This is a genomic window from Microbispora amethystogenes (genome assembly GCF_016863015.1).
GTDB classification, from domain to species: domain Bacteria; phylum Actinomycetota; class Actinomycetes; order Streptosporangiales; family Streptosporangiaceae; genus Microbispora; species Microbispora amethystogenes.
In genome coordinates this window covers 96678-122046 of the sequence record NZ_BOOB01000001.1, presented here as the reverse complement: position 1 = coordinate 122046, position 25369 = coordinate 96678, and the positions used below count along the sequence as shown (strand labels likewise).

The window sequence follows — 25369 nt, the reverse complement described above, 5'->3', positions numbered from 1 at the left end:
AGGTGACCAGTTCCGCGAGGCCGCGCCCTACTCCGACCGCGAGGACGGGACGCGCGGGAAGGGCGCCTTCTCCCTGGCGATGCTCGGCGCGTACGTGGCTCCGCGCGGCCACGTCCTGCAACTGTGGTGCGACGACGTGCCCACCCGGGTCAGGGCCGTCCTCACCCGGGCGCTGGCCTACGCCACGGCCACCCGCCGTACGGTGCCGGAGGTGACCGCGTTCCTCGACCGCGTCTGCCGCCAGCTGGAACCGGACCCCTCCGTCACCCTCGACGACCTGCGCAGGCACGCCCGCAGGGCCGGGTACGGCGCCCTCGACCTCAAGGAGTGAGAACGGCCGCCGTTCCGCCTCTCCGGTGTGCCCGGCACGTCAGTGGTAGATGCGTTCCTGGAGTTCGTAGAGCTCCGCGTAGAGTCCTCGCCTCGTGACCAGCGCCCGGTGGTCGCCGCTCTCCGCCACCCGGCCCTGGTCCAGGACGACGATCATGTCGGCCATCCGTACGGTGGAGAAGCGGTGGGAGACGAACAAGGTGATCCCGCCGGACCGCCGGCCGGTCTCGGCCGACAGGGTGGCGTAGCGTTCGAAGACGGCGTGCTCGGCGGCGGCGTCGAGCGCCGCCGCGGGCTCGTCCAGGACCAGGAGGAGCGGGTCCTCACGCATGTGGCTGCGGGCGAGGCCCAGGGTCTGCCACTGGCCCGTGGAGAGTTCGGTGCCCTGGCCGTAGCCGTGGCCGAGCAGCCCGGAGAGGCCGCCGGGCACCGACGCCACGATCCGGCCGGCCCGCGACAGCTCGACGGCCTTCAGGACCGCCTGCTCGTCCTCCATCCGGGCGACGTCGCCGACCCCCACGTTCTCCCGCAGCAGCAGTTCGAACCGGGCGAAGTCCTGGAACAGGGAGGCCACTCTCGCCTGCCATTCTCCGGCCGGCAGGTCGCGCAGGTCGGTCCCGTCCACCAGGATCCGCCCGGATGTCGGCCGGTAGAGGCCGCACAGCAGCTTGACGAGCGTGCTCTTGCCCGCGCCGTTCTCGCCCACCAGCGCCACCGACCCTCCGGCGGGGATCGTCAGCGTGACGTCCTCCAGGACCACCCTGCCGGTGCCCGGATAGACGAAGCTCAGGTTCTCCAGCCGGATCCCTTCGCGCAGCGCGGCCGGGACGGCTCGGGGCACCGGCGCCGTTCGGGCCGGTGTGACGCGGCCGTCCTCTCGTGGTCCGCCCTCCCGTGACCCGTGGTCGCGGAGCGAGGTCAGCCGGTCCAGCGTCCGGCCCACGCCCTGCAGGCCGGTGAGGAGGGTCGCGGCGCCGGCCACCTGCACGCTCACCTGGACCGCCAGGGTGATGACCAGGATCACGTCGCCGACGCCCGCCCTGCCCTGCTCCGCCTGCCAGAGCACCAGTGTGATCGCGCCGCCGTAGGCGAGGGCGAACACGAGCTGGCCCGCCGCGCGCAGGGCGGCGGCCCGCAGGTGCGCCCTCCGCAGCACCGCGCTGGTCCTCGACCAGTTGGCGTCCTGCTCCCGGAGGAGCGCGGCCTCGGCGTGGAAGAGGCGGATCTCCTTGATCGAGGCCGGCGCGGTCGCCAGCGCGAGCAGGTGGCGGGTGCGGCGGGTGTTCTCCGCGCTCGCCTCCTTCGCCGACTCCAGGAGGTTCTGGGCCCACCTGCCCACCAGCACCGAGGGCAGCGCGGCCAGCGGCAGGAGGGCCAGCCACGGATCGAGCGTGACGAGGACGACGGTGGTGAGCCCTGTCTGGAGGGCGAGCCCGCCCAGCTGGAGCACCGACTCCACCGCGGTGCGGGTGTTGCCGAGTTCCTCCCGGACGAGGTTCACGTTGTCGGCGAAATCGGGGTCGTCGAGGCGCTCCATCCCGGGAGAGCCGTTGACGTGACGCACCAGTTCCTCGTTGAGCGTGGTCTCGGCGAGCTCGCCGACCTCGAAGTACGACAGGTGCGCGAAGTGCCCGAGCATCAGTTCCAGGACGAGCAGGACGGCGACGCCCGCGATGACCCACGTCGCCACCTCCAGCCGTCGCGCGAGGGCGGCGTCGGTGAACTCCCGGAGCCCGAGGGCGATGACGGGCGTGGCGAGGTAGCCGACGGTCATCAGCCCGATGGCCCGCAGCAGGCGGGTCCGGTCTGCCGCCGCGGCGAGGCGCAGCACGAACACGGCGCTGAGCACGATCCGTCTCATCTCGGAGACCCCGTCCCGGTCTCGTCGGCGCCGAAACGCCGTGCCTGCAGGTGGAACAGGTCGGCGTAGCGTCCCCCCGACCTGATCAGCCCTTCGTGGTCGCCCTGCTCGACGACCCTGCCGTGCTCGACGACCACGATCCGGTCGGCCCGGCGTACGGAGGAGAACCGGTGCGAGATGATCACCGTGGTCAGTCCGCCGGTGATGTCCAGGAACCGGTCGTAGAACTCCGCTTCGGCGCGTACGTCCAGCTGGGCCGTGGGCTCGTCCAGCACCAGCACCGAGGCGCCCTGCGCGACGGCGAGGAAGGCCCTGGCCAGGGCGATCCGCTGCCACTGCCCGCCCGACAGGTCGCGTCCGCTCCGGTACCGCGGGGAGAGCGGGGTGTCCAGCCCCGCGGGCAGCGACTCCACCACCTCCAGCGCGCCGGCCCGGCGGGCGGCCGCGAGAAGTGCGGCCCGGTCGGCCAGAGCGGCCGGCGCGCCGAGGCCGATGTTGGCGGCGGCGGACAGTTCGTACCGCACGTAGTCCTGGAAGATCACGGCGATCCGGCGTTGCCACTCCCGGGGATCGAACCGCCGCAGGTCCTGCCCGTCGACGACGATCCTGCCCTCCTCCGGGTCGTACAGGCGGGTCAGCAGTTTGACCATCGTGGTCTTGCCCGCGCCGTTGAGCCCGACGATCGCGGTCGAACCGCCCGCCGCTATCTCCAGGTCGAGACCGTCGAGAACCCACCGTCCCTCCCCGTAGCGGAACCGGACCTTCTCGAAGCGGATGCCGCGGGCGGGAAGCCCCTCAGCCGTGAGACGGCCCCGGGGGGTGTCCTCGCGGTTCTCCTCGGCGAGTTCCTCGAACTCGGCCAGGGCCTCGTAGGCGTTCAGCCCGTACTGCGTCTGGACGTCGCTCTCCGGGAAGAAGGCCCCGAAGCGGATCGCGACGATCGCCGCCTGGAGGACGACGGAGAGTTCCAGCAGGCCGAACCCGCCGCCGGCGGCGGTGCGGCCGAGCCAGACCAGGAGGACGGAGCCGCCCGCGAGGCCGACCAGCGTGTAGCGCACGAACGGCCAGAACAGGATGCGCCGCCGGCCGGTCCACAGCGCCGCCAGATACTCCTTCGCGTCCGCGCGGTGGCGGCGTTCGTGCCAGTCGATCAGGCCCAGGGTCCGGAACTCCTTGGCCGCCGTGACCGTGGTCCCGATGTCGCGCAGGTAGGTCACGCGGCGGCGCGGGCCGGACAGTTCGTGCCAGAGCCCGCCGAGCCGTCCGAGCGATCCGCGCTGACCCCGGCGGATCACCAGCGCGGTGGCCGCCGCGACGGCGCCCGCGATCGGTGAGAGCGCGATCCCGATGAGGACCACCGCGCCCGCCAGCTGCGTGTACCTGGCGATCAGGGTGAGCGCGCCCGCCACCGCCTCCCCCGGCGTGGGCGGCCGGCGGCCGAGGCCGTCACGCGCGTCGCCGAGCCTGCTCACGACGTTCTCCCGCTCCAGCACCGACATCGGGGCCCGCGTCAGGGCCGAGGTCATCAGGCGGCCGGCGCACCGGCCGTCCACCCGGCGCGCGATCACCTCCCCCACCGCGGCCTGGTACGGCACGAGCACCTGCTGGAGGACGTAGGCGCCGACCGTCAGCGCCAGCGCGGTGCCGATCGCGCCGAGGTCGCCGGTCCGTTCCCCGGCAAACCTTGAGACCTCGCTCAGCAGCACGCTCGTCCCCACGATGAAGGAGACGGGGAGCAGGCCCGCGAGCAGGTTGAGCAGAACCGCGACGCTCAGCGGGGCCGCCCCGGCGTAGGGAAGCAGCCGGGCGAACGCGTGCCGGCGCCTCGTGGCGGCGGACCTGCCGGCTGACCCGGTGGCGGACGCGGCGCGTGTTTCCGTGGTCATGCGTTCCTTCCGCTCCCGGAGCCGATCTCGACTATGATCGGAAGCAAAGCTGTGACGAAGCCAAGTAGGCCGGGACCGCGCGAGTCACGAGAGAGCCGCCGTCGCTGGAAACGCGGCCTCGCCCCCCGGTCGAAGACCCTTCTGAGCTGCGGGGAGGAACGGCGGCGCCGTCGTGGTGGCCGCCCAATGCCCCGCCGGTGGGCCCTCGTGACCGGGCCGCAACGAGGTCCCGCCGGTGGCGGGGCGAAGGTGTGGTGGCACCGCGAGCGACAGGTCCCTGCTCGCCCACACCGGACAGGGATACCTACGGTTCTCGTCTGTGGAGTTGTCATGCGAATTCTGTCCTCCCAGGTCTCCGAGCATGTCGGGGAAGAGGTGACCGTCGCCGGCTGGCTGCACCGCGTCCGCGCGCTGAAGTCGGTGACCTTCGCCATCGTGCGTGACCGGGATGGTCTGGTGCAGGTCGTCGCCGCCGAGCCGGAACTGGTGAAGCGCCTCGCGGTGCTCACCGAGGAGACCGTCGTCGAGGTGACCGGGACCGTCACCGCCAACCAGCAGGCGCCGGGCGGAGTGGAGATCACCTCGCCGGCGGTCCGTGAGCTGTCCGAGCCGGCCGTCGCGTCGCCGTTCGACCTCTACCGGCCGGTGGTCTCGGCCGCGCTGCCGACCGTGCTCGACAACGCGGCGGTGGCCCTGCGCCACCCCAGGCTGCGCGCGCCGTTCGAGATCTCCGCGGCCTCGGTGGCGGGGTACCGCCGCGCGCTCGACCGGCTGGGCTTCACCGAGGTGCACACGCCCAAAGTGGTCTCGTCGGCCACCGAGTCCGGGGCGAACGTCTTCGCGCTGGACTGGTTCGGCCGCAAGGCCTACCTGGCGCAGTCGCCGCAGTTCTACAAGCAGACCATGGTCGGGGTCTTCGAGCGCGTCTACGAGGTCGGCCCCGTCTTCCGGGCCGAACCGCACGACACGGCGCGCCACCTGGCCCAGTACACCAGCCTCGACGCCGAGCTGGGCTTCGTGGCCGACCACCGCGACGTCATGGCCGTGGTCCGCCAGGCGGTGGCCGAGATGGTCGCCACGATCGCGGAGCGCGCCCCGGGCGCGGTCGAGTTGCTCGGAGTGAAGCTGCCGGACGTGCCGGAGGAGATCCCGTCGATCCACTTCGCCGACGCGCAGGAACTGCTGGCGCGGGAGACCGACGAGGACCCGCGCGGTGAGCCGGACCTGGCCCCCGCGCACGAGCGGTGGCTGTGCGACTGGGCCCTGCGCGAGCACGGCTCGCAGTTCCTCTTCGTCACCGGCTACCCGATGCGCAAGCGGCCGTTCTACACGCACCCCGACCCGGAGCGGCCGGAGTTCTCCAACAGCTTCGACCTGCTCTTCCGCGGCCTGGAACTGGTCACCGGCGGGCAGCGGCTGCACCGCCACTCCGACTACCTGGCCGCGCTGGAGGCACGCGGGGAGAGCCCGGAGCCGTACGCCGGCTATCTGGCCGCGTTCGCCCACGGCATGCCGCCGCACGGCGGGTTCGCGCTCGGGCTGGAGCGGTTCGTGGCCCGGCTGACCGAGGCGGACAACATCCGCTGGACCACGCTCTTCCCGCGTGACCTGCACCGCCTGGCGCCCTGACCCTCGGGCCGCGTTCCGGTTCACGCGCACAGGTGCCGCTGCAGGCTGTACAGGGCAGGACCGAGCAGGACCAGCGAGAGCGCGACCAGCCAGCCGAGGTGCCCGGCGGCGGCCGGGAGATCACCGGTGATCACCAGGGCTCTCGACAGCTCCACCCCGTGGTGGAGCGGGGAGGCCTCGGCCACTGCGCGTAGCACCGGAGGGAGCCTTCTCGTGGGGAAGAAGACCCCGCTCAGCAGGGTGAGCGGGGTCAGCACCAACGTGTAGAAGTAGGAATAGGCGTTGATCGCGCGGACGGCACCGGTGAAGATCAGTCCGGCGCAGGCGAACACCAGGCCGAGCGGAAGCAGGGCGGGCACGGCGAGCGGGGCGGTGCTCGCGGGCGCGTAGCCCAGGGCCGCGACGATCGCCAGGTAGACGCCGGTGTAGACCAGGCATCGGGTCAGCGCCCACATCAGCTCACCCAGCGCGATGTCGGGCGGCTCCACGGGACTGGTCACGGCCGCGTCGTAACTGCGAGCGTGCCGGAGCCGTACGAAGACGTTGTACGTGACCTCGAAGACGGCGCCGTTCATCGCGGTGACGGCGAGCAGTCCCGGGGCGACGAAGCTCGCGTACGACGAGCCGAGGGCGGCTCCGTCCACGTAGAACCCCAGGCCGATCCCGAGAGCCGCCAGCGAGAAGACCGGTTCGAAGAAGTTGGGGACGATGGTGGTCCGGTACGACTTCCTGAACAGGGTGAGGTCACGCCACCAGATCCGCCGGGCGAGGGCGAAGGAGGGCACGGGGAGGGCACGGCGCGTGCGCGCGCGGTGCCGCGCGCCTTGCCGGTCGCCCGCACCTCGGCGGCCTGTCCTCGGGCCCGGCGGCGCGGCGGGAGTCACCGGCGCCCGGTCCGTCGGCGTGGCCGCCTCCCGCCGGTCCAGGGCGTGCAGCGCGTCCTGGAGCGACGTCGGCCGGGCGAGGCGGTCGCCGGCGCCGGCCGCCGCGAGGCCCCTGGTCAGGTCGGCGACGGAGTCCCCGAACACCAGCAGGCGGTTGCCCACCCGCAGCCGCTCGCGCTCCCCCGCGAGCCGGGGCACCGTCGCTTCGCGAGCCGCGGCCCCGGGGGCCGGCAGGTCGAGTTCGACCGCGTACCTCGGCAGCGTCGCGGCGATCAGCCGCCGCGGGTGGGACGAGTGCCGCACCCGTCCGGCGCGGAGCACGGTCACCCTGTCGCAGAGGCGTTCGACCTCTTCCAGGTAGTGCGTGGTGATGACCAGCGTCTTTCCGGTGGCGCACAGCGTGTCGAGCAGGTCCCAGAGCATCACCCGGCTCTCCGGGTCCAGTCCCGTGCTCGGTTCGTCCAGCAGGATCAGGTCAGGGTCGTTCACCAGCGCCCGGGCGATCAGGAGCCGCCGCTGCATGCCGCCGGAGAGTGTCTGCGGCATGGCGCGAGCGTGCGCGGTGAGACCCACCGTCTCCAGCAGTTCGTCGGCGCGCGCTGCGGCCCCCCGCCTGGAGAGCCCGTGGTAGCGGCCGAAGGTGGTGAGGTTCTCCCGCACCAGGATCTCGTTGTCGTGGGTCATCCCCTGGGGCACCACGCCGATCCGCGCCTTGGCGGCCCTGGGGTGGCGTGTCACGTCGTGCCCGAGCACCCGGAGCGATCCGTGGTCGGGTGCGAGCGTGGCGCTGAGCATGCGCATCAGCGTGGTCTTGCCGGCGCCGTTGGGTCCCACCAGCCCGTGGCGTTCGCCCGCCGGGATCGCGAGCGAGACGCCGTCCACGGCGAGATGGGAGCCATGCCGGCGGGACAGGTCATGGCCCTCCACAGCCATGGTCAGCGGCGCCCGGACGGAAGGACCGGCGAACGCGGGATCGGCCACTTCAGGATCGACCGAATTATGGCTATTCAAAGGGAGAAGTACCTTTTGGTAAGAGGGATGTCCGTAGGCCCGCCCGTGCACGCGGTACTCGCGGCCGCTCCACCGAAGGAAGTTAACGTGACATTCTTGGCGGTTTCATCAGGGAAAACCCTGAATGTTTCGCATTAACTGTTACGTGACGATCATCGCGGTAGTTGAATCTCCTCACTGCCGCGGCGACCGCTGCCGGTAAGGAAACTTCCCGCAAGAGGATCCATTGGACGTCCCCGGCAGGGTCGACGAGGCCCGCGCGATCGAGACGTGGCTCGACGCCGACGTTTCCGGCCCCTGCATGGGAGTGCTGGGCGGAGACGTGGGCGTCGGCAAGTCCACCCTCTGGTCCGCCGCCCTGGCCGCCGCGAACGAGCGGTCGTTCCAGGTCCTCTCCTGCCGGTCCGACCTGAGCGAGACCGGCCTGTCCTATGTCGGCCTCGGCGACCTCTTCGCCGGCCTGGAGGGCTCCGCGGCCGTACGCGGCCTGCGTGAGCCGTTGCGCGGCGTGCTGGCCGGCACCCTGTGGTGGGAGCAGGCCCCCGGGGTGCCGCCCCACCAGCGCGCGGTGGCGCTGGCCGTGCTGGACCTGATCAGGAACCTGTCCGCCGAAGGACCCGTGCTGATCGCCCTCGACGACCTCCAGTGGCTGGACTCCGCGACCGAGGTCGTGCTCACGTTCGTGCTCCGGCGCCTGACCGTCGAGCCCGTGAAGCTGCTCGTCACGCTCGGCGCGGGGACGGAGGGCGACGCCTGGCCCACGCTGGTCCGGGTGCTGCCCCCCGAACGGGTCACCTGCTGGGAGGTCGGGCCCCTGGCTCCCCTCGCCCTGGCCGCCGTGGTGGAGAGCCGTTACGGCACGGCCTTTCCCCGGCCCCTGCTGCGCTGGCTGCACCGGGCGTGCGGCGGCAATCCCCTGTTCGGCCTGGAGACGGCCCGGGCCTGGAGCGAGCGGTCCTATCCGTCCGGCGACCTCCCGTTGCCGGAGAGCCTGCGGCACCTGCTCCGCGGGCGCGTCCGCGCGCTGCCTCCGGCGGCGGCGGAGGCGGTGCTGCTGGTCGCCTGTGCCGAGACGCCCACGATCGCTCTCGTCCGGACCGTGACCGGCTCGCTGACGGGGCTGGCGGAGGCGATCAACCGGCGACTCGTCGTGCTCGAACACGAGTCCCTCGGCTTCCGCGACCCGCTGTTCCGGAACGTGGTGTTCGAGGTCGCGGGGCCGCTGCGACGCCGGGAGATGCATCAGCGGCTCGCCCGGGTGGTGACCGACGTGGAGGAACGCGCGCGGCACCTGGCCGCGACGGCCGGCCGTACCGACCCGGTCGTGGCCGACACGCTCGCCGCCGCCGCCGCACTGACGGCCGCCCGCGGCGACCCGCTCACCGCGGGCGACATGACGGCGCACGCCGCCCGGCTCACCTCTCCCGGGGAGCGCGAGCTCGGCCTGCGCCGCTGGCGCGACGCCGCCGGTCACCTGATCTCCGGAGGAGACGGATCGCGGGCCCTGGTCGTCCTGGAGGACGCGCTGCGCCGCTGCCCGCCCGGGCCGGTCCGGGCGGAGATGCTCCTCCTCCTGGGACAGGCGGCTTTTGGTTCGGGCGACGTCCCGGGCTCGATCACGCGTCTGGAGCGCGGCCGCGCCGAGGCCGCCGGGCGGCCCGACCTGCTGATCCCGATCACGGCCGGCCTGACGTACTACTGCGTGCACAGAGGCGATCTCGCCGCCGCCCAGGGACACGCCAGGGAACTGCTGCGCCTCACCGAGGCGGCCGGGAACGAGGACGCGCGCGGCGAGGCCGTCGCCGTGCTGTCCGCGATCGAGCTCATGCGCGGCGCCCCGCCCCCGGCGGCCATGCCCGCGCCTCGTTGTCACAACCCCGTGGATCGCCGGCCTCTCGTGGGCCCGCACCTGTACGGCTTCCTGTGCCGTTGCCTGGGGGACCTGCCCGAGGCGCGGGCCGTGTTCGCCGCCCTGCGCACCGCGGCCGTCGAGACCGGCACCGTGGCCTGCGCCGACTGGGGGATGGCCTGGGCCGCCGAGGTGGAGTGCCTCGCCGGTGATCTGCGCGCGGCGGCGCGCTACGCGGACCTGGCCGCACGCGCGGTGGAGGCGACCGGCGTCCCCACGTCCGCCGCCCTGTTCGCCGAGGCACTCCTGCTCGCCATGCACGGCGAGCTGGGCAGGGCCCGGCTGCTGGCCGCTGAAGGGCTGCGGATCGCCAAGGCCTCGGGCAACAGGCTGGCCGCGCTCTCGGTGCGCGCGCTGCTCGGCTTCGTCGACCTGTCCGACGGCGATCCGATGTCGGCCGTCCGGCACCTGGACGCCGTCGAGCAGACGTCCCGCTCTCTCGGCGTCGTCCCCGACGTGGTCTGCCCGACGGCGGGCGCCGACCACGTCGAGGCGCTGGTGCAGGTCGGACAGTACGAGCAGGCGGCCGAGCGCGTCGAGAGGATCCAGCGGCACCTGCGCGTCGTCGACCGGCCGCTGGGCCGGGGCCTCGCCGCCCGGGCGCACGGCGTGCTGCTGACCGCCACCGGATCGCCGAAACGGGGAGCCGCCGAGCTGGAGGCCGCTGTGGCCGAGTTCTCCGCCGCCGGCATGCCCTTCGAGCTCGGCCGCACCCTGCTCGCGCTCAGCAGGTCACAGAGCCGCCTGCGCCGCCGGGAGGCCGCGCGGCGCACCATGGAACGGGCGTCCAGGGTCTTCACCAAGATCGGCGCCGAGTGGTGGGCAGGGCGGGGTGAGCCGCGGCCGCGGCTCTCCGCACCCGACCGCCTGACCGTGTCGGAGGCGCAGGTCGTCGCGCTGGCGGCCGAGGGCCGGACCAACCAGGAGATCGCCAAGGAGCTGGCGATCGGCGTGAAGACGGTGGAGAGCCATCTGTCCAGCGTCTACCGGAAACTCGGGGTGCGCAGCCGCACCGAGCTCGCGCTGCGCGTGAGCACCGGCAGGCGGACGCCCGGGTGACGATCCGCGTCCGGCCCACGGCGTTTCAGGGTTTCCCCCAATGACGCCGCAAAGGGGGAACTGTTTAATCAACTCCGGTGAAACCGGCCGCCGGGCCGGCTGCGTGTGCAATCGGAGGAGGTGTGCCATCGGAGATGGCATGGCCCGCGCCTCTCGAAATACCGATCGACTCAGCCCCGGTTTTCCACCCCGATATACGGAGGGCCCGGGCGGGAATGACCACCCCGGCACGCGCACCCCTCCGCTACGGAAGGGATTTCCGCCATGTCCGAATCAACTGAGCCGCTGACAGAGATCCCCGTCGTCGAGCTTACGGACGCGGAGAGGGAGGCCCTGCGCGCCGGCATCGGCTCCGTCGACGCCAATCCGTACGACGAGTTCGAGACCTTCCTGGCGCAGGTCCGCGGGAGACGGGACGTGGTCCCCGCACGGGTGCGCGCCGCGGTGGAGGCCCTCCGGATCCGCCGCGCGCCCGGCGCGCTGCTCCTCCGCAACCTGCCGATCGTCCACGATCTGCCGCCCACGCCCGGACGGTCCTTCGCCTCGCTGCCCGACCTCGCCGCTGTGGGCACCGAGGCGCTGCTCGCCGGCGTGGTGGACCTTCTCGGCGAGCCGTTCAGCTACCTGGAGTGGGACTCCGGGCATCTGGTCCACAACAAGTACCCGATCCGGGCCCACCGCGATCTGCAGTTCGGATCCAACGCGGTGGAGTTCCTCCTGCACACCGAGACGCCCTTCCGCGACGTGTCCCCCGACTATCTCGCCCTGCTCTGTCTGCGGGGCGACCCGACCGGTCAGGCCAAGACGCGGGTCGCCGACATCACCCGGGTGGTCGACGCCCTGGACGACGCCGACCTGGCGGTGCTCGCCCAGGCACGGTACGCGTTCGAGACCGACAACCCGGTGGTCGTCATCGACGGGCGCGGGCTCACCGAGCCGCAGCCGATCATCAGCTACCGGGACGGCACGCGGGTGGTCGAGTACGTCGGCGACCTGGTCGCGATCGACGAGGAGTCGCAGCGGACGCTGGACGAGCTGACCCGGCGGGTCCTGGCCGTCGCCGCCGACGTCCCGCTGGTCACGGGAGACCTGCTCGTCCTGGACAACTCGCGGGTCGTCCACGGGCGCAACGCCATCGTCCCGAGCTACGACGGGACCGATCGCTGGCTGCAACGCATGCTCGTCACCACCCGCCTGCTGGACGGCGACCGGGAGACCGGCCGCCTGGTCTCCGATCGGCGTTACGCGAACTACCCCGACGACTACCAGAAGGCGCTCAGCCGGCCCGCCGCCCAGCCGTAGCGGGCCGGGCTCCCCGACGCGAGGACGCAAAGCATGTGGAACGGCTACCCGGTCGTCGACGCGGACGGCCATGTCATCGAACCCGGGACACTGTGGGAGGAGTACGTCGACCCCGCGTTCCGGGAGACCTGCCTGCGGGTGGAGCGTGATCCGTCCGACGGCGACCGCCTCCTGATCGACGGGAGTCCCTCCCGGCTCATCCGCCGGCTCGGCGGCGTCCCCTACGACCCGGCCCAGCCCATCGTGGAATGGAACACCCTGGAACGCGCGGAGTACGCCCCCTTCATGGAGTCGTGCCCACCGGCGTCCTACGACGGTGAGGCACGGGTGCGGTGGCTGGACGCCGAGGGCGTCGAGGCCACGCTGCTCTTCCCGTCCCTCGGGCTGATCTGGCCCAGAGAGGTGGACTGCGCCTCTCCCTACGCGGTCGCCCACCTGCGCGCCTACAACCGCTGGATGACGGACTTCGCCTCGGCGGCCCCCGGCAGGCTCGTCCCGGTGGGCCAGCTGGCGCTGTCCCCCGAGGCGCCGTTTCCGCAGGAGGTGGCCGCGCTCGCCGGGGCGGGTTTCCGGCACGTGATGCTTCCCCACGGGGTGACGGTCCTCGACGCCCGGCTCGACCCGTTCTGGGCGGCCGCGCAGGACCACGGCCTGGTGATCCACCTGCACAAGGTCGCCGTGCCGCACCTGCTGCCGCTGCCCCTCCCGACCAGCGTGCGCGCGCCCGGCGCCGGCGCGTTCTTCAACCACGTCAACGAGATCCTGCCCGGTCAGCTCTTCCTGGCGGGGCTGCTCGACGCGCGGGTCCCCGACCGCTTCCCGGACCTGCGGTTCGCCTTCCACGAGTGCAACATCGGCTGGCTGCCCGCCTGGCTGGAGCGCGCGCAGGAGTCGTTCGAGACGCTGCGGGAGACCGGGCGCGACACCCCCGATCACCCGCCCCGGCACTACCTGTACGACCGCGACGCCTTCTTCTTCTCGACCGGCCTCGGCGAGCGTCTCGACCGGCTCCCCGGAGAACTCCGCTCCCGGGTGCTCCTCGCCACCGACTTCCCCCACCCCGGCACGCCCTTCCGGCCGCGGGAGGAGTGGGAGCCGGTTCTGGCGTCCCTGCCCGAGGACCTGCGCCGCGCCCTGCTCGGCGAGAACGCCCTCCGCATCCTGGACAAATGACTCCCACGGCCCGGTAGTTCCCCTTCCCGAAGGACTCTCATGAGACGTGCGGCCGCTCGTGACTCCCACATCCCGCTGACGTTGAAGAATCTCGATCTCGTGCGGATCGAGGAGGTGTTCCGGCTCGGCGCCCTCCGGGACGGAGTGCGTTTCGCCACCACGGACATCCGGCTGCCGATCCTCGGCCAGGTGCTGCCGCGGATCGAGATCGTGATCAGCGGCCCCGGCTTCCGCAAGAAGATCACCGTACGGGTGAACCAGGCCTCCCCCTTCTGCTTCGACGGCACCCGGCTCAGCGCGCTGATCAACGACGAGGAGCGCGAGGTGGCCTGCGAGCAGTTCGTCGACGACGACCGGGCGCCCACCGGCATGTACAACTTCGGGCTGCTCCGCGAGAACGGCACCCGCAGCTTCGTCTTCGACTACCACACCTACTGCGCGTACTCCTGCGACTTCTGCTTCAAGGAGAGCGAGTGGGAGGTGCTCGCCATCCAGCAGACGAAGACCGGGAGCTACAAGGCCAACTTCGACGAGTGCCTCCGCTACGTCGACGACCACGCGGAGGACTTCCGCACCAAGTACGACATCGTCTGGCTGTGCACCGGCAGCATCACGAACGAGGCGCTGGAGCTGGAGCGCCACTGCCGGATGGCCACGGCGCTGCGCGACGCCGGCTACACGGAGGGGATCTACGTCTCGCAGGTCATCCCGCCGAGCCTCATCGGGAACCGGGCCCGCCGGATCGACTACCTCACCACCCTGCGCGACGCGGGCGTCTCCCGCTTCAACAGCGGGATCGAGGTGGTGAACGCGGACTACCGGCGGCGCCTCATCCACGGATACAAGGCCGACATCACCTTCGCGGACTACGTGGACATCTTCACCGACGCCGTGGAGGTGTTCGGCGCCGGAAACGTCGGCAGCTGCCTGCTCGCGGGGATCGAGCCGCCCGAGGAGACCCTGCGTGGACTGGAGACGATCGCCGAACTCGGGGTCGTGCCCTCTCCCACGGTCTTCACCGCGTTCGTGGTCAAGCAGCAGCGGATTCCCTTCGTCTACGACCTCGACGAGCTCATCCGCGTGCACGTGAGGTTCAACGAGATCATCGAGCACCACCGGCTCCCCGTCTTCTCGGGGGTATTCAGCCTTGCCTGAGCCCGGCCCGCACCGCCGGGCGCTGCTGACCCTGCCCGCGGACACCGCCGTAGGCGGCGATGAGCGATCGTACGGCCTCGGGCCCGAGCTGGCGCGGGCCGCGACGCGGTTCGGCCGGACCCTGGGCGAGGCCGGCCTCCTGCACGTCACCGGGGTCCGGGTGCCGCCGGTCCTTCCGCCGACGCCCGACCGCCCCTACGCCGAGCTGGGGCACCCCATCGGGACCGAGTCGCCGCTGCTCGCGCTCGCGTCCCTGGTCGGCGAGGTGATCTCCTTCGCGGACTGGCACGCGGGCGCGCGGGTGCAGAACCTGTACCCGCTCCGCGGGGAGGCGTCCCGGCAGAACGCCAGCAACGCCGTGTACCTGGAGATGCACACCGAGACGGCGTTCCGTCCGAACACCCCGGACGCCCTCGTCCTGCTCTGCCTGCGTGCGGACGAGAGGGTCGGCACGCTGGTCTGCGACCTGCTCGACGTGTGGGCGGGGCTCGACCCCGGCACCCGCCGGGCGCTGGCCGAGCCGGCCTTCGCCTTCCGCCTGCCCGGCGGCACGCTCACCGAACCCAAACCGGTGGCGTCGCAGTGGCGAGGCCGGCTCCGCTTCAACTACGCCGAGGCGCTGTGCGCGGCCGGTGAGGAGTACGAGCGGCCGCTGCGGGCGCTGCGCGCGGGGATCGAGGAGCGGACCGTCACGGTCACCCTTCGGACCGGGGACCTGTTGCTCATCGACAACACCCACCTCGTTCACGGCCGCACCGCCTACCGACCGCGCTACGACGGCACGGACCGCTGGCTGCAGCGCTGCCTGATCCGTGCCGCCGCGTGAACGCACAACAGGAGAAAGATTGAGCAACCTCTGCGACATCGGTGTGGACCCCCGCTGCTGGTATCCGGCCTGCCGCAGCGACGAACTGGGTCCGGAACAGGCCAGGGAGGTCCGTTTCCTCGGCCGTTCCTTCGTCGTCTTCCGTGACGTTCACGGTGCGGTCCACTGTCTCGACAACGCCTGCGCGCACCGCCGCGTCGCGCTCCACGAGGGCGAGGTGCGTGACTGCCGCATCGTCTGCCCCTACCACGGATGGGAGTACGGCCCGGACGGCGCGCTCGCCCGGATCCCCTACTGGGAGGAGGAGGCGCCGCTTCCCCGCCTGCGGGTGCGGAGCTTTCCCGTCGTCGAGCGCAGCGGCCTCGTCTGGTTCGTCCCCGAGCCCGCCGACCCGCTGCCTCCGCAGCCGCCGGACACCTCGCAGTGGGACGGCGGCGAGTGGTTCTCGTTCCGGCAGGACCGGGTCTTTCCGAACCACTACGGCGTCGGCCTGGTCAACGGGATGGACTACACCCACTTCCACCTGCACCGGAAGTATCAGCCCTGGTCACGGCTGCGCCTGCGCGACCTCGAGAGCGACGAGCGCCGCGTCTTCGGGGCGTACGAGGTGACCAGCGGGCAGAGCCGGGCGGAGCGTACGCTCCGGATGCTGCTCGGCTCCGACCGTGACGCCTCCACGGTGACCTACCCGCTGGAGGTGTACTACGACTATCCCCACCACCACGCGCGTCTCGGGGACGGGATGGTGGTGTGGGCCTTCTTCCGGCCGGAGAGCCGGGACCGGGTCGCCGTCTACATCACGCTGTACATCAAGGCCCGGCGGGGCACCAGGCGCCTGCGCCAGTTCGCCGAGCCGTTCTTCCGCCGTCTGGTGCTCGCCCGGATCCAGGAACAGGACGCCTGGATCGGGGTGCGCGAGCAGATCGCCTGGGAGACCCGGCCGGACGAACCGCGCTGCGAGCTCAACCCGGTCGCCGCGGCGGCCGAACGGCTGCTGCGGTCGAGGTGGCAGTCCTACGTGGAGGAGGCCGGCCCTCCCGGCGACCGATGGCCGGGCGTCCGCCTCGCGCACGGGGCCGCTCGGTGAGCGCACACGACGACGGAGCCTCGACGGCCGGGAGCGATGTGGCGATCCACGGCCAGGCGCTGTCCAAGAGCTACGGTTCCGGCCGGCGGGCCGTGCGGGCCGTGCACGACGTCAGCCTGAAGGTCCGCACCTCGGAGTTCCTCGCGATCATCGGCCCGTCGGGCTGCGGGAAGACGACGCTGCTCCGGATGATCGCCGGGCTGGAGACGCCCACCGACGGCACGATCACCTGCTGCGGCGGTCCACCGGACCGGCTGGCGCGGGAACACCGCATCGGCATGGCCTTCCAGGACCCGGCGCTCCTCCCCTGGGCCTCGCTGCGGCGCAACGTGGAGTTCGCCTACCGCGTCGCGGGACGGCGGCCGGACCGGGAGCGCGTCGACGAGATCCTGGAGCTCGTCGGCCTGGCGAGCCTCGCCCACCTGCGCCCCCACGAGGCGTCCGGCGGGATGCGCCAGCGGGTCGCGCTGGCGCGGGCGCTGGTCATGGAGCCGTCGCTGCTGCTCCTGGACGAGCCCTTCGGGGCACTCGACGCCATCACCCGGCGCCGGTTGAACCGTGAGCTGGAACGCGTCTGGACCGTCGTCCGCCCGACCACCGTTCTGATCACCCACGCGGTCGAGGAGGCGGTGCTGCTGGCCGACCGCGTCGTGGTCATGTCGGGTCGCCCGTCCACCATCGTCAGGGAGATCACGGTGCCGATGGCACGCCCCCGGCCCGAGGTCCCGGACGAGACGTTCCGGCACGCCGTACAGGAGTGTGTCGAGGCGCTCGATGCCTAGTCCAGCTCTCCGCGGCCGCGCTCACCGGACGGCCACGGCCCTCCTGGGCGGGGTGCTGCTGGTGTCCGCCGCCCTGCTGGTGTGGGACCGGTTCGGCGCCGCCGGCCCGGCGTCGATCTGGCCCGTGCTGACCGGCCGCCGGGAGCTGCTGACCGAGGCGGCCGGCGTCACCCTGCTGGAGGCCGCGTACGGCCTGGTCGCCGGCACCGCACTCGCGGTCGTGGCGGCCTGGTCGGCCGGCGCCGCGGCCGGAGCGCGCGGGCCGCTCCAGCTCCTCATGCTGATCTGCTACGCCCTTCCGCTGGTCGCGCTCGGGCCGCTGCTGACCTCGTCCGTGCAACGCGAGGCCATACCGGTGATCGCCGCCGCGATCAGCGTGGCCCTGCCGGTCTTCTCCGCGGCCGAGGCCGGGCTGAAGGCCGTCCCCCGGGGGCTGCGCGACCTGCTCGCCGTGCACGGCGCGGGGCGGTGGCGCCGCCTGCGCCTGGTCGAGGCGGCGGGCGCTCTCCCGTACGTGGTCGAAGGGATCAAGTTCGCCGTGCCCGGAGCCCTTCTCGGAGCGCTCATCGGCGAGTGGTTCGGCGCCGAGCGCGGGCTCGGCGTCCTGCTGGTCTCGGGGCTGCGGGACGGGCAGGACGACCTGGTGGCGACGGTCAGCGTGCTCGTCGTCGGGATGTCCTCGATCGTCTACGCGGTGTTCGCCCGGCTGGCCCGGACGGTCCACCGCCGCCGCGGAACCACCGGGAGCGCCGCATGAGCCGCGCAGGTGCGCACCGGCTGCTCGGATACGGCGTCGTCCTGGTCGTCCTCCCCGTTGCCTGGGTCCTGGTGCGCGCGAGCGGCGCCGTGCCGGCGCTGCTGGTGCCCGATCCGGCGAGGGTGGCGGAGAGCCTGGCCGCCAAGGTCGCGGACCCGGGCGCGCTGGCGCTCACCGTGTCGCGTGCCGTCGCCGGCACCGCGCTGGGACTGGCGTCCGGCACGGCGCTCGCGATCGTCTCGCACCTCCTCCCGATGGTGGAGCCGCTCACCCGCGCCGCCGGAATGATCATGCGGTGCGTGCCGGTGCTCGCCCTGAGCCCGCTGATCGCCACGTTCTTCGGCTACGGCGGGCCGGCCGCGGTGGCCACCGCGGCGATCCTCAGCTTCTTTCCCTCCTTCGCCCTGGTCGGCGCCGCGCTGTGGCGGATCCCGCCCGCCCTCGCCGACGTCGTCCGGGTCACCGGGGGCGGCCGGGGCAGGCTCCTGTGGCACGTCTCGCTTCCCGTCGCCCTGCCGGAACTGGTGCAGGCGGCCAAGCTCACCTCCTGTGTCGGGGTGCTCGCCACGCTCACCGCGGAGTTCCTCACCGCCAACGACGGGCTCGGCGCTCTGCTGGCGCGCTCCCAGGGGCTCCTGGACACGCCCACGGTGTGGGCGATCCTGCTGACCTCGCTGGCCAGTTCCCTGCTCGCGTACGAGGTCATGGACCTCGCCGAGCGGAGGACCCGCGCCCGCCTCTCCCTGCACAAGCACTGAAACAGCACCAAGAAAAGGACGGACTCATAGTGGACCAGTTCTCCCGGCGCGGGTTCCTGCGCACCACCGTGGCCCTCGGCGGAATGAGCGCCGCGGGGCTGCTCACGGCGTGTTCTCCGTCGCCGGGCGGCGGGTCCGCGGACGGCGGGAAGGTGGTGCGTACCCAGTTATCCTGGCTGAAGACCGTGACGTTCGCCGGCTTCTACATCGCCGAGGAACAGGGGTACTTCAAGGAGGAAGGACTGTCGGCGCCGCTTCTCGCCGGCGGGCCGAACATCCCCGACGCCGTCAGCGTCGTCACCGCGGGAGGCGCGGACGTCGCACTGGTCGACTTCGGCGCCCTCGTCAAGGCCCGGGAGAGCGAGGCCGACCTGGTCGCGATCGGCGCCGTCTTCCAGGAGAGCCCGGGCGGCTTCGTCAGCCTCGCGTCCAACCCGGTGCGCACCGCCAAGGATCTCGTGGGCCGGCGCATCGGCCTGTCCCCCGGCGCGGAGGTGATGGTGGAGGCGATCCTGAAGGTCAACAAACTGCCCGTCCGGTACGAACGGGTTCCGGTCGGCGCCGGCACCACGGCGCTCACCAAGGGGGACTGCGACGTCATGGCCTGCTACGTCACCGCCCAGCCGATCGCGCTGGAGCAGCAGGGCGTACGCGTGGTCAGCGTGACCCAGGGACAGCTGGGCATGCCCGACTACGCGCTCGTCATGGCGGTCAGGCGCGCCGACCTCGCCGCCGACCGGGCGCGTTTCGTCGGCTACCTGCGCGCGGTGATCCGCGGATACCGGCAGAACCTGAAGGACCCGGCGCTCGGGACCAGGCTGGCCGTGGAGAAGTACGGCAAGGACCTCGGGCTCGACCCGGCGGCGGCCCGGCGGGAGAACGAGGTGCAGGGCGCGCTCATCCGCGGCTCCGCCGGTGATCGCGGCCTGGGCTCGATCGACCCCGACCGGCTGGCGGGTCCCGTCTACGCCGGTCTGCGGGCCCGGGGCATGAGCTCGCTGCCTCCCGTCTCCTCGGTGCTGGACACCAGCCTGGCGAAGGAGGCCCTCGTTGGCTGAGCGGCCGGCCGGGCACGGCGCACCGGAGGTGTCGGTCGTCATCCCCACCTACAACCGGGCGCGGGAGCTGGACCGCACGCTGCGCTCCCTGGCCGACCAGGACATGCCCCGCGACCGGTACGAGGTGATCGTCGCCGACGACGGGTCGAGTGACGACACCCGGCTCGTGGCCGAGGGCCATGCCGGGACCCTCCGGATCGGATACGTCTACCAGCGGGACCTCGGCTTCCGGGCCGGGCAGGCACGCAACCTCGGCGCGGCGCGGGCCGAGGGGCGGATCCTCGTGTTCCTCGACAGCGGGATGCTCGCCTCCCGCCACCTGCTGAGCGGGCACCTGGCCGCGCACGAGGGCGGCGGCCGGGCCGTGATCGGTTACATCTTCGGCTACGACCACGACCCGGCGAACCGGGTCTCCACCGGCGATCTCGACGAGCCCCCCGACGAGCTGATCGACCGGTTCACCCGGAGCGGGCGGCACCGGGACATGCGGGAGCCGTGCTACCGGAGCCTCGGAGAGGACATCGACCGGTACGCCGCTCCGTGGATCTTCTACTGGACCGGCAACGTGTCCGTCGGCGCCGCGGACTTCCACCTGGCCGGGGGCTTCGACGACGACTTCGTGGGCTGGAGCGGTGAGGACGTCGAGCTGGGCCGGCGCCTGTACGAGAAGGGGCTGAGGTTCACCCTGGCCCGCCGGGCGGCCTGCGTCGAGATCCCGCACACCCGCGACCTCGCCGCGCTGCGCCCCAGCTACGAGAAGCACGCCGCGCTCCTGCTGCGGAAGCACCCCGATCCGGTCGTCGAGGTCTCCACGGTCTGCTGGGCGCACGAGCTCCATCCGCGGCTCGCCGAGTTGCGGGCCGCGTACCGGAACCGGATCGGCCTGGCCCGGCTCCGGCCGTCCGGCCCGCCGGTCGATCCCGGCCCCGCCACGGCCCTGTTCGGGGCCGACTGCCTGTACGCCGTGAACGGCGGCGACCTCTGTGTCGAGCCGGATCCCGGACTCGCGCAGGAGGCGCGCCGGAACTTCCCCGGCATCGAGGTGCTGCCGCTGCACGGTTTCCGCACGCTGCTGGAGCCCGCCACCTTCGATCTCTGCCTGCTCGCCCCCTCCCTGCGCGCCTATCCCCGGTGGGCGGTGGACCTCCTGGAGAGCGAGGCGGCCCGGATCGGCCGGCGCGTCCGGTGGCTGCCCTCGGCGGAGACCACCCAAAGTGAGGAGCGATGACGGATCGGCTCGACGGTTCCTCCGGGTTCCCGCGCATCAGCGTCGCCGTCATGTACCACCCGGCCAGAGGGGACAGGATTCCCCGGATCGCCGAGGCGTGCGCTCCGCTGCGGCTCGTGCCGGTCCCCGACCCCGACCCCGGCTCGTTTCCCAGCCCGCTGCGTACGGCGAAGCGCGCGTGGACGGCCTGGAGCCCGGACGCGACCCACCATCTCGTCCTCCAGGACGACGTGCTCCTCGTGGACGGGTTCTCCGCCCATCTGCGGGCCGCGGTCGCGGCCCGCCCGGACGACGCGCTCGCCCTCTACGCCCACTGGAACTCGCCCTACAACTCCTACGCGATCCGCCAGGCGGCGGCCGGCGGCGCCTCGTGGGCGCGGCTGGTCCCCGGCGAGTGGGTCCCCACGCAGGGGCTCGTCCTGCCGGTCGGCCTGGCCAAGGAGCTCGGCGACTACCTGGCGGGAGTTCCCGACCACATCCGCGACGACGACACGGTGATCGATCTCTTCCTCCGTGAGCGTGACCACCTCGTCCTGGCGGCCGTGCCCCACCTGCTCGACCACGACGAGGTCGCGAGCGTCGCCGGCAACACCGATCACGGCGTGCGGCGCGCCACGGTCCTGCTGCCCAGCGCGGACCTCCTCCCGGACCGCTGGCGGGAGCCGCCGCGCTTCGACAAGGGCGCGGTGATGCGCGCGGAGGGCGCCTCCACCTGGGACTTCTCCGTGACCTACGCCTTCGGCACCTGCTTCCTCGGCTTTCTGCGGCCGACGAGCGAGGAGTTCGTCCGGCATCCCTTCGGGCGATGGAGCGACTGGTGCGGCGTGCTCGGTCTCGACCAGGCGGACGTCCTGGGAGGTCTGGAGGAATACCTCGCGTCCTCCGGCGGCCGCGACCGGGCGCGGGCCCTGGCGGAGGCCGGAACGGCGCCGGGCACCGCGGCGGAACTGTGGGCGGCGGCGTTCCTGCTGGGAGCCGATGTCGCGAGCGGCGCCGGAACCGGCCCTGAGAACGGGCGCGGAACGGGGCCTGCAACCGGCGCGCGTGCGGATCTCGCCGGTCCGCTGCGGCGGGCGGCGGTGACGAGCTGGATCGACTCGGGGTTGCCCGCCGCCGACAGGGCGTTGCTGACCGGTGACGCTCGGGCGGCCCTGGCCGATCTGGGCGTCGCGGGCCTGACGCGCGGCCTGACCGCGGACCGGAGGCGAACGGCCGCCTCCGGCGATCTATCGGCCGGTGAGATCCTCCGCCGGCTCGCCACCCGGGAGGCCGAGGGATTCCTCCGCACGGCGCGTTTCCCTCCCCCGCTCACCGTCGAGGTCGTCACCTGCCCCGGCTGCGGGGCGGGGCCCGAGGAGGCCGCGGCGTACCTCAGGACGGTGGAGTTCTGCGCGCTGCGGGTGGTGCGGCCGGGCGCGGGACCCCGCGACGGCACGCCGTGGCTGCGGATGACCGGATGCGAGCGGTTCCCCGTGCACGGGCTCACCCTCGTCGCCGACGTGCGGGAGCGGCTGCCGCGGCTCTCGGGGGAGTTCGTGACCCGGTCGGCCTTCCTGCTGGATCAGGGGCTCGCGCCGGACGCGCCTGATCCGCTGCCCGCTCTGACGGCGGTGGACGCGGCGGAACGATGGGCCGACGAGTTCTTCGCCGGCCGCCTCTCCCCCTCCACGGCTCCGGCTGTCATGGTCCTTCCCGTGTCCACCGGTGTCCACCGGTGGGCGGCCCGGCCCGCCGCGGGCCTGCTGGAGCCCGCCGCCTGGGTCGAGGAGGTGAGCCGGTACGGGCGGGCCCTGGGCGGGCACCCGCTCGCTCCGCACTCCCGGGCGTCCGGGGCCGCGGAGCGCTACCGCGCGGTCCGCGACGACCTGGCCGGGCGGAGACTGACCGAGATCACTCTGAACTACCCGCCCGGCCCCCGGGTGAACGGCCGGTTCGATCCCGCCCGGCTCGTACGCCCCTGGTGACCCGGCGGGTGCGGCCCCTCTCCTGGGAGAGGGGCCGCGGTGCCGGTCAGACGAGGGTGCCGGTCAGACCACGGTGCAGGGAACGCCGTTGAGGGTGAAGGAGGTCGGCTTGGACGTGTTGCCGGTGTGGCTCGCCTGGAAGCCGATGTCGACGGTGGCCCCGGGGGCGAGCGTGCCGTTGTAGTCGACGTTGCGGGCGCTCACCTGGCCGCTGGAGGGCGAGTAGGTGGCGTTCCAGCCCGAGGTGATGGTCTGTCCGGAGGGCAGGGTGAACGCCAGCGTCCAGCCGTTGATCGTCGACGACCCGGTGTTGGTGATGCTGATGCTGGCGGTGAAGCCGTTGCTCCAGGTGTTCATCGTGTAGGCGACCCGTGCCGCGCCGGTGCCGCCGGTGGGCGACTGACTGGGCGACTGGGAGGGCGACTGGCTCGGCGACTGGGAGGGCGTCACGGTGGGGGTGACCGTGGGCGTCGCGGAGGGCGAGGAGCCGCTGAGGCTGGTCACGTAGGTCGTCATGCTGCGCGCGGGAAGCGTGACGGTGAGGGAGCCGTTCGACATGGTGGTCGCCGACTGGGGCGCGACGTTCCTGCTCCCGTCGGTCACCCACGACGAGACACCGGCCGAGCCGGCGCCCGCCACGCTGAACTGCTGGCTCACCGGGGAGGTGTTCTTGTTGATGGCGACGATGACGACGGTGTCGCCGCTCCGGTACGCCGAGACGTAGACGTTCGTCGCCGGGTTCGCCGTCGCGTCGATCCGCACGTACCCGGGGCGGACGAACCTGGCGAACTGCGCCATGATGGCGCCGCGCTTGCTGAGCTGGCCGTCCTCGCGCATGGGGCCGTAGCTGCGCCGGATGTACCACCAGACGTACGCCTGGAACTCGGCCTCCACCATGGCGCGGTGCATGTGCTCGCCCACGTCGAGCGCCTGGGGCCAGGTGTCCGCCGAGTCGGTGCTGTTGGGGTAGTACACCTCGGTCATCCAGAGTTCCTTGCCCGCGCCCTTCTGCTTGAAGAGGGGGTAGGGGAAGTTCGAGTAGGACGTGCCGTAGAGGTGGGCCCCGATGATGTCCGTGTTGGCGAGCGCCGTGGCGTCGTTGAGGATCGGGTCCGACATGCTCTTCACGTACTGGAAGGACTCGGGCGCCATGACCCTGGTGTTGATCGAGCCGGCGTTCTCCCGCAGGAACTTCACCATCTCGGTGGTGGTCCACCACGTCCAGTCGTGCGCGTAGTCGGGCTCGTTCTGCACGGAGATGGCGTACAGGTTCACGCCGTTGTTCTTCATGTACGTGCTGAAGGAGTTCAGATGCGTCGCGTACGCGGCGTACTGGTCGTACCGGAGGCGTTTGGCGTTGGTCTGGCCGCTGCGGTTGAACGTCTCGATCATGCTGGCGGGGGGATTCCACGGCGACGCGAAGACGGTCACCCCGAGCTCGACCGCGCGCTTCGCCGTCGCCAGGTCACGGCCGAAGTCGGCCGAGCTCTCGCCGACGGGGATCCGCAGGATCGAGAACCCCAGCTTGCCCTCGCCGGTCTGGAACGCCGTGTCCCGCTGGGCGGCCGTCAGGTCGCCGGCCCAGGCCGCGTGGGTCATACCGCCGAAGCCCTTGATCGTCTGCCGCTGCGCCGACGGATTGACGGTCGCGGTGGCCGCCGAGGCCTCGGTGGCTCCCAGGACCGCCGACGTGGCCGTGATGACCGGCACGGCTCCTATCGTCGTCAGGACGGACCGCCGGCTGAGCGCCCTTCGCTCACCGCTCACCGGCCCATTCTGGTCGTGCGTCATGTCTCCTCCTCATGGTCTCCGGTGCCGGTCCGCGCCCGCACGCTCCGGTTCGGATCGGCTCCCGGATGTTGGCGTTAACATTCCCTCGCAGGGACCGGCACGGGAGATGCCGGGGATGCGGACCGCTCAAGGTGGTGCGCGGAGGGGGTAACACTCCAGCGGAGTGTGGTTCCGCCCCCGGCGGGGGTCAAGCACGGGGTGTGTCCCGTACGCCCGTGAAGTGTGCGAACGTCTCGCCGGACCGTGAAACTTACAGGTAGGGAATGCGCTCTCTGCACCGGTTCAGCCGAGGTCCGAACCGGGGCGGCCCGGATTCGTGCGAATTCCCCGCTTCTCGTCAACCCGGATCGGGCCTCAGGGCGTGTCGGGGTGGCATCCGCCGACGAGAGGAGACCGGGTGGACGCGGATTTCGAGGAGTTCGTACGGCGCCGGGGCGACCATCATCTGCGAACGGCGGTGCTGCTGACGGGAGACTGGCACGCCGCCGAGGATCTGGTGCAGACCGGCCTCGGCAAGCTGTACAAGGTCTGGCATCGGCTGGACACCGGCAGCGAGCCCGACGCCTACCTGCGGCGCATCCTGGTCAACACCCACCGTTCCTGGTGGCGGGCCCGATGGCGGCGGGAGATCCCGCGCGCCGAGCACCCCGGTCTGCCGAGCGCGGAAGACCTGGGTGAGACGCGGGCGGTGGCCGAGGACGTCAGGAACGCGCTGGCCAGGATACCCGCGCGGCAGCGCACCGCTCTGGTGCTGCGGTTCTTCGCCGACCTGCCCGAGGCGGAGGTCGCCGACCTCATGGGCTGCTCGGTGGGGACCGTCAAGTCGCACACCCACCGGGGGCTGCAGGCGATGCGGCGGCTGATATCGCCCGGTCTGGTGGTCAACCACGCCGAGGCGGAAGGGAGTGGTCTCCGGTGA

Annotated in this window: 19 protein-coding genes and 1 pseudogene; 15 read left to right on the top strand and 5 right to left on the bottom strand. The window is 72.2% G+C overall.

The window, feature by feature from the left end; translation table 11 throughout:
- Nucleotides 1-79: 79 nt before the first annotated feature.
- On the top strand, nucleotides 80-331 hold the full coding sequence (locus tag Mam01_RS00535; protein ID WP_204283285.1) for a hypothetical protein: 252 nt from the start codon (nucleotides 80-82) through the stop codon (nucleotides 329-331).
- 39 nt (nucleotides 332-370) lie between these two features.
- Here the strand turns inward: Mam01_RS00535 and Mam01_RS00530 are convergent, their stop codons facing one another.
- Both Mam01_RS00530 and Mam01_RS00525 read right to left on the bottom strand, forming a co-directional pair.
- On the bottom strand, nucleotides 371-2191 hold the full coding sequence (locus tag Mam01_RS00530) for an ATP-binding cassette domain-containing protein (RefSeq protein WP_204283283.1): 1821 nt from the start codon (nucleotides 2189-2191) through the stop codon (nucleotides 371-373).
- A complete protein-coding gene (locus Mam01_RS00525; RefSeq protein WP_204283282.1) occupies nucleotides 2188-4077 on the bottom strand; it encodes an ABC transporter ATP-binding protein in 1890 nt (629 codons plus the stop codon). Before Mam01_RS00525 ends, Mam01_RS00530 begins: the two co-directional genes overlap by 4 nt.
- 330 nt (nucleotides 4078-4407) lie before the next feature.
- On the opposite strand from Mam01_RS00525, the gene aspS reads away from it, so the two are divergent.
- The gene (aspS, locus tag Mam01_RS00520; protein ID WP_204283280.1) at nucleotides 4408-5706 is read left to right on the top strand and encodes an aspartate--tRNA(Asn) ligase; all 1299 of its coding nucleotides are present in this window, start codon (nucleotides 4408-4410) and stop codon (nucleotides 5704-5706) included.
- A gap of 20 nt (nucleotides 5707-5726) precedes the next feature.
- Here the strand turns inward: aspS and Mam01_RS00515 are convergent, their stop codons facing one another.
- Nucleotides 5727-7013 carry an ABC transporter permease gene (locus Mam01_RS00515; protein WP_425563086.1) on the bottom strand — a complete coding sequence of 429 codons (1287 nt, stop codon included), beginning with the start codon at nucleotides 7011-7013 and terminating at the stop codon, nucleotides 5727-5729.
- Nucleotides 7014-7052: 39 nt separating this feature from the next.
- A pseudogene (locus tag Mam01_RS37840) lies at nucleotides 7053-7493 on the bottom strand (ABC transporter ATP-binding protein); the annotation flags it as partial.
- A gap of 334 nt (nucleotides 7494-7827) precedes the next feature.
- On the opposite strand from Mam01_RS37840, the gene Mam01_RS00510 reads away from it, so the two are divergent.
- The 12 genes from Mam01_RS00510 (at nucleotide 7828) to Mam01_RS00455 (ending at nucleotide 22659) form a co-directional block, all read left to right on the top strand.
- Nucleotides 7828-10569: a helix-turn-helix transcriptional regulator gene (locus Mam01_RS00510; RefSeq protein ID WP_204283277.1), complete on the top strand. Its 2742-nt coding sequence runs from the start codon at nucleotides 7828-7830 to the stop codon at nucleotides 10567-10569.
- Between the two features lie 264 nt (nucleotides 10570-10833).
- Nucleotides 10834-11871: a TauD/TfdA family dioxygenase gene (locus Mam01_RS00505; RefSeq protein ID WP_204283275.1), complete on the top strand. Its 1038-nt coding sequence runs from the start codon at nucleotides 10834-10836 to the stop codon at nucleotides 11869-11871.
- A 33-nt stretch (nucleotides 11872-11904) separates the two neighbouring features.
- A complete protein-coding gene (locus tag Mam01_RS00500; RefSeq protein ID WP_204283274.1) occupies nucleotides 11905-13044 on the top strand; it encodes an amidohydrolase family protein in 1140 nt (379 codons plus the stop codon).
- A 39-nt stretch (nucleotides 13045-13083) separates the two neighbouring features.
- The gene (locus Mam01_RS00495; protein WP_204283272.1) at nucleotides 13084-14199 is read left to right on the top strand and encodes a hypothetical protein; all 1116 of its coding nucleotides are present in this window, start codon (nucleotides 13084-13086) and stop codon (nucleotides 14197-14199) included.
- Nucleotides 14192-15025, top strand: coding sequence for a TauD/TfdA family dioxygenase (locus tag Mam01_RS00490; RefSeq protein ID WP_204283270.1), 834 nt, complete (start codon nucleotides 14192-14194; stop codon nucleotides 15023-15025). The genes Mam01_RS00495 and Mam01_RS00490 overlap by 8 nt, the downstream gene beginning before the upstream one ends.
- Nucleotides 15026-15044: 19 nt before the next feature.
- Nucleotides 15045-16112 (top strand): Rieske 2Fe-2S domain-containing protein, encoded by a 1068-nt coding sequence (locus tag Mam01_RS00485; protein ID WP_204283268.1) that lies wholly within the window; start codon nucleotides 15045-15047, stop codon nucleotides 16110-16112.
- Nucleotides 16109-16894 carry an ABC transporter ATP-binding protein gene (locus tag Mam01_RS00480; RefSeq protein WP_204283266.1) on the top strand — a complete coding sequence of 262 codons (786 nt, stop codon included), beginning with the start codon at nucleotides 16109-16111 and terminating at the stop codon, nucleotides 16892-16894. The genes Mam01_RS00485 and Mam01_RS00480 overlap by 4 nt, the downstream gene beginning before the upstream one ends.
- The gene (locus Mam01_RS00475; protein ID WP_204283265.1) at nucleotides 16887-17651 is read left to right on the top strand and encodes an ABC transporter permease; all 765 of its coding nucleotides are present in this window, start codon (nucleotides 16887-16889) and stop codon (nucleotides 17649-17651) included. Before Mam01_RS00480 ends, Mam01_RS00475 begins: the two co-directional genes overlap by 8 nt.
- A complete protein-coding gene (locus Mam01_RS00470) occupies nucleotides 17648-18409 on the top strand; it encodes an ABC transporter permease (protein ID WP_204283264.1) in 762 nt (253 codons plus the stop codon). The genes Mam01_RS00475 and Mam01_RS00470 overlap by 4 nt, the downstream gene beginning before the upstream one ends.
- 29 nt (nucleotides 18410-18438) lie before the next feature.
- Nucleotides 18439-19467: an ABC transporter substrate-binding protein gene (locus tag Mam01_RS00465; protein WP_204283263.1), complete on the top strand. Its 1029-nt coding sequence runs from the start codon at nucleotides 18439-18441 to the stop codon at nucleotides 19465-19467.
- Nucleotides 19460-20695 carry a glycosyltransferase gene (locus Mam01_RS00460; RefSeq protein WP_204283262.1) on the top strand — a complete coding sequence of 412 codons (1236 nt, stop codon included), beginning with the start codon at nucleotides 19460-19462 and terminating at the stop codon, nucleotides 20693-20695. The genes Mam01_RS00465 and Mam01_RS00460 overlap by 8 nt, the downstream gene beginning before the upstream one ends.
- Nucleotides 20692-22659, top strand: coding sequence for a hypothetical protein (locus tag Mam01_RS00455; protein WP_204283261.1), 1968 nt, complete (start codon nucleotides 20692-20694; stop codon nucleotides 22657-22659). The genes Mam01_RS00460 and Mam01_RS00455 overlap by 4 nt, the downstream gene beginning before the upstream one ends.
- A 63-nt stretch (nucleotides 22660-22722) precedes the next feature.
- Here Mam01_RS00455 and xynC read toward each other — a convergent pair whose 3' ends face one another.
- Nucleotides 22723-24450 (bottom strand): glucuronoarabinoxylan endo-1,4-beta-xylanase XynC, encoded by a 1728-nt coding sequence (gene xynC, locus Mam01_RS00450; RefSeq protein WP_275408872.1) that lies wholly within the window; start codon nucleotides 24448-24450, stop codon nucleotides 22723-22725.
- Nucleotides 24451-24847: 397 nt separating this feature from the next.
- Here xynC and Mam01_RS00445 point away from each other — a divergent pair, with 397 nt between their 5' ends.
- Entirely contained in the window at nucleotides 24848-25369 is a 522-nt protein-coding gene (locus Mam01_RS00445) for a SigE family RNA polymerase sigma factor (RefSeq protein ID WP_204283260.1), read from the top strand.

Bases quoted from the DNA above. Each gene is read 5' to 3' on its own strand.
- Mam01_RS00535 (WP_204283285.1), top strand. From the start codon at position 80: ATGCTCGGCGCGTACGTGGCTCCGCGCGGCCACGTCCTGCAACTGTGG.
- Mam01_RS00530 (WP_204283283.1), bottom strand. From the start codon at position 2,191: ATGAGACGGATCGTGCTCAGCGCCGTGTTCGTGCTGCGCCTCGCCGCG.
- Mam01_RS00525 (WP_204283282.1), bottom strand. From the start codon at position 4,077: ATGACCACGGAAACACGCGCCGCGTCCGCCACCGGGTCAGCCGGCAGG.
- aspS (WP_204283280.1), top strand. From the start codon at position 4,408: ATGCGAATTCTGTCCTCCCAGGTCTCCGAGCATGTCGGGGAAGAGGTG.
- Mam01_RS00515 (WP_425563086.1), bottom strand. From the start codon at position 7,013: ATGCTCTGGGACCTGCTCGACACGCTGTGCGCCACCGGAAAGACGCTG.
- Mam01_RS00505 (WP_204283275.1), top strand. From the start codon at position 10,834: ATGTCCGAATCAACTGAGCCGCTGACAGAGATCCCCGTCGTCGAGCTT.
- Mam01_RS00500 (WP_204283274.1), top strand. From the start codon at position 11,905: ATGTGGAACGGCTACCCGGTCGTCGACGCGGACGGCCATGTCATCGAA.
- Mam01_RS00495 (WP_204283272.1), top strand. From the start codon at position 13,084: ATGAGACGTGCGGCCGCTCGTGACTCCCACATCCCGCTGACGTTGAAG.
- Mam01_RS00475 (WP_204283265.1), top strand. From the start codon at position 16,887: ATGCCTAGTCCAGCTCTCCGCGGCCGCGCTCACCGGACGGCCACGGCC.
- Mam01_RS00470 (WP_204283264.1), top strand. From the start codon at position 17,648: ATGAGCCGCGCAGGTGCGCACCGGCTGCTCGGATACGGCGTCGTCCTG.
- Mam01_RS00455 (WP_204283261.1), top strand. From the start codon at position 20,692: ATGACGGATCGGCTCGACGGTTCCTCCGGGTTCCCGCGCATCAGCGTC.
- xynC (WP_275408872.1), bottom strand. From the start codon at position 24,450: ATGACGCACGACCAGAATGGGCCGGTGAGCGGTGAGCGAAGGGCGCTC.